Annotated in this window: 4 protein-coding genes and 1 rRNA gene; 3 read left to right on the top strand and 2 right to left on the bottom strand. The window is 47.0% G+C overall.

Going from position 1 to position 3,659, the window contains the following annotated elements; all coding sequences use genetic code 11:
- Positions 1 to 377: 377 nt before the first annotated feature.
- Positions 378 to 998, bottom strand: coding sequence for a flavin reductase family protein (locus tag BMW55_RS18815; RefSeq protein ID WP_089973366.1), 621 nt, complete (start codon positions 996 to 998; stop codon positions 378 to 380).
- A gap of 84 nt (positions 999 to 1,082) precedes the next feature.
- Here BMW55_RS18815 and BMW55_RS18810 point away from each other — a divergent pair, with 84 nt between their 5' ends.
- The 3 genes from BMW55_RS18810 to BMW55_RS18800 all read left to right on the top strand — a co-directional run bounded on the left by BMW55_RS18810 (position 1,083) and on the right by BMW55_RS18800 (position 2,672).
- Positions 1,083 to 1,862, top strand: coding sequence for an ArsR/SmtB family transcription factor (locus tag BMW55_RS18810; protein ID WP_089973363.1), 780 nt, complete (start codon positions 1,083 to 1,085; stop codon positions 1,860 to 1,862).
- Entirely contained in the window at positions 1,859 to 2,188 is a 330-nt protein-coding gene (locus BMW55_RS18805) for an antibiotic biosynthesis monooxygenase family protein (protein WP_089973360.1), read from the top strand. The genes BMW55_RS18810 and BMW55_RS18805 overlap by 4 nt, the downstream gene beginning before the upstream one ends.
- Before the next feature lie 61 nt (positions 2,189 to 2,249).
- The gene (locus tag BMW55_RS18800) at positions 2,250 to 2,672 is read left to right on the top strand and encodes a GNAT family N-acetyltransferase (protein WP_089973358.1); all 423 of its coding nucleotides are present in this window, start codon (positions 2,250 to 2,252) and stop codon (positions 2,670 to 2,672) included.
- An 895-nt stretch (positions 2,673 to 3,567) separates the two neighbouring features.
- On the opposite strand, the gene rrf is transcribed toward BMW55_RS18800, so the two are convergent.
- A 5S ribosomal RNA gene (gene rrf / locus BMW55_RS18795) occupies positions 3,568 to 3,659 on the bottom strand; the annotation flags it as partial.

The raw sequence follows: 3,659 nt of genomic DNA, 5'->3' as shown, positions 1-3,659 counted from the left end.
CCTGAGCCAGGATCAAACTCTCCATCAAAGTTTGACTGCTCAAAAAGAATCAACAGGTCGTGTGTCACTCTTTAGTTTTCAAGGAACACTTTCTTTCTTTTTTCGTTACCAACCGCTCTCGCGGCGACAAGATACATCTTATCACATCCGCAAGATCGTGTCAACAACTTTTTTCTTGTTTGTTTGCTGCCTCCCTCCTTGCGGGAGACAAGTTGTCGCATCAACGACGTTGATTAATATAACATGGTTCCCGAATCATAGTCAACACTTTTTTTATGATTTATTTACATTTATATGCTGATTTATATATCGCCATCCACGTTGAGCGTTTTTTTGCGGAGATGCGGATCAGTATCCATTCTGATCCAAAGCATTTATTATGTTTCAGCACGAAAGGTTTTGCCCAACTGTTTCCCTAAGGCGAAATAATGGCGGAAGTTATAAATCAGCGGACTCCATCTTTCGGGATTAATGTAGTTATCCCTCAAAATTATGTTTTCATGAACATGCACATGCACTGCCTGTGTCTCAACGATGGAAAAGAACGAAGTGTGTTCGGGAATCCGAATATGCTGAATCCTGGCTTCGATCTGGATGGGGCATTCCTTAATCCGTTCGGGTTTAACTGATTGAGAGGGAACCGGAGTTAAACCGGACGCACGAAACTTATCCTTCTCCAGCTGAAAACCGATTTTTCTTTTATATTCGGGAACCGGATTTTTTCCTGTGTAATGGGCGAGTTTCTCCACATGCTGCCATAAGGGTGGATGAGGAATATTCAAGACACATTCCCCAAGCTGTGAGATATTTTCAAATGCTTTGCTTTCCACCCCCAGCCCGAGAACAATACAGTCCCCGAGGGCCCATGAAGAGGAGATGGGGGTGATATTCGTCGAGTGATCTTCATTCAATGTGCTTAACAAAAGAACAGGCGTTCCATAATACAAGATGTTGGGATGAATGATTCGCGAAGTGATTTCGGCAGTATTCTCTTTCATGAAAAGCACTCTCCCTTTGGTGGATCAATGTCGGTATCTATTGTAAAGCACTAATCTTTCGACTATCATCGAAATATGAATGACATGCACGGGAGGAGTGTCCGGGTGAAAGAGACTGTACCGCTAGCAGAAGCTGCCGCCCTGCTTTGTGAACCGTCCCGGGCAAAAATGGTCCAATGCTTACTTGACGGCCGGTTTCACACAGCCACGGAACTGGCCGTCTATGCTGGAATTACGCCGCAAACAGCCAGCCATCATTTGTATAAAATGACGGAATGCAACCTGGTCCAAGTGAAGAAAAACGGACGACACCGTTATTACCGGTTGTCCAGTGCTGAAGCCGCGCAAATGATTGAATCTCTTTTATGCATCGCCCCTCCGGAAAAAATTCGTTCGTTAAAACAATTTGATCGTTACCATGCCATCCGTTTCGCCAGAACGTGTTATGACCACCTCGCCGGAAAAGTCGGGGTTGCACTTACCGAAGCGATGAGGGACTTGGCAATTTTGGAACAACGGGAAAACTGTTTTTATCTTACGGAAAAAGGGAAATTGTGTTTGCAGGAGTTTGGCATTGATGTCACGGCAGCACTGAAAAAACGCCGCTCTTTTGCCCGCTGCTGCCTGGACTGGAGCGAACGGCGGTATCATCTCGCCGGATCCCTGGGACACGCCATTCTGGAACGTTTGCTTACCCTGGAATGGATTCGCCGGCTTCCCCATACCCGTGCCGTTCAAGTTACCGAAGAGGGAAAGCGGGGCTTTTCTCAAGTATTTGGCCTGGATGTTCGGAATGAACCGTTCAACCCGATCGGAGACACAGGCATACGCCCAGAGGTTAACCGGAAAGGAGAGCTATCATGAGCATCGCCAACACGCCAAACCCGCCTTATTATGCGGTAATCTTTTCTTCAGCCCGAACGGAGAATAACAAGGGTTACAGCCAAATGAGCGAGAAAATGATTTCCCTTGCCCGGCAGCAACCCGGATTTCTCGGTGTGGAAAGCGCCCGAGACGAAAACGGATTCGGGATCACTGTTTCTTATTGGGAGTCACTCGAGGCAATTCAAAACTGGAAGGAAAACTCCGCCCACCAACTCGCTCAGAACTTGGGTAAAAAAGAGTGGTACCAAAGGTATAAGGTCAGAATCTGCAAGGTGGAAAGAGACTATTTTTTTGGAAGCGAGTAAACCCCTTCAAAGCCTGTGAAAACACTTCGAATGATTACACGAGGAGTATCGGGAAATAGCCATGAAGATCGAGTACAGAGAGTCCCTTCCAGACCAAAAAGACTTCATCCACTTATACCACTCCGCCGGCTGGACGAATCCTCTGAGCGAGGAGCAGCTGTACAGGGCAATTTCTCAAAGTTGGTACACCCTCTCCGTCTATGCCGTTGAACAATTGGTAGGATTCGGTCGCATTATTTCAGACGGAATTTATCAGGCGCTGCTTTGCGATGTAATCGTTCTGCCCGGTTATCAAAACCGGGGTATCGGGAAAAATATCGTCCAGAGGCTGTTACACAAATGTCAGTCCAACCAGATCGTCATGGTTCTCCTCTTCAGTGCGAAAGGGAAAGCAGATTTTTATAAGAAATTTGGGTTTGTCGAGCGCAGCGCAGACGCCCCGGGGATGTGGTGGCACGGTTTTCCTGAAGAAAATGAAAAATAACAAGAGGGTCTAAGTAAAGGTTTGTCTCGTAAACGTTGGATGGCTTTTACCGGATTTGAATCACTTTTTACCCTGGGATTTACACAATCGAGTGTGATTGACCGGGGAAAGGACGGGTTGGAAAATAAACATACCGGGGACGGAGGAAACACATACTTCCATACCAGAAGTCAAATTCCGGCCAGGAAGTATTGATGAAATTTTTAGAACAAGACGAGGTTATCTCAGCTGTGGTAGCAGTATTTCTCACCTTCGAAAGACAGGGAATATTGATATCGTCTAATACGGAATCCGGAGAGAAAAACTCATTGGAGCGATGTGCTCCGGAGCACTGCTGTTGGCTGTATAGGGATTACTAAAAGGGTTAAGACGACGACATATTCAACTAAATGTAAAACCAGCCCGGTATGGTGCCACCGTTGTCATTGAGTGCTTTGAAAAAACGGCCACACCGCGCCTGCCGCCAATTGCTTGGCTGTAAAAGAACGGGTATCTTGGTTCATTCCATCTCTCCTTGGTGACAAGATGGTGCAGAAGGTAATGAACTCCGTGGAACCACTTGGTTCAGGACCTCAATTGTTTGAGGGTTATGTAATTATCAAAAAAAGACTTCTGTTTCCAACTTACGGAGCCACGCCGCGTGAGTGAAAGACCTTCGCATTGTAAAACTCTGTTCTTGGGTAAGAAGATCTGACAGTATCCAAGGAGAAAGCCCGGCTGCTGCACTGGGACCGAGACGCGGCCCAAACTCATGCGGGAGGCAACAGTAGGGAATTTCCCACACGCTCAACAGTCCTCATTTTTGCCCAGCCAAGATGTTGCTTTCCATCAGGAGATCGACACACATGGATCTTACAAAAGGAAAAGCCACCCATTGAATGGGTGGCTTTTATTCGCCTGGCAACGTCCTACTCTCCCGGGGGTCATCCCCAAGTACCATCGGCGCTGGAGGGCTTAACGGTCGTGTTCGGGATGGGAACGAGTGGA

This window comes from Lihuaxuella thermophila, assembly GCF_900110165.1.
GTDB lineage: Bacteria > Bacillota > Bacilli > Thermoactinomycetales > Thermoactinomycetaceae > Lihuaxuella > Lihuaxuella thermophila.
The sequence above is the reverse complement of the archived record's forward strand: the minus strand, read 5'-3'. Positions and strand labels throughout refer to the sequence as shown.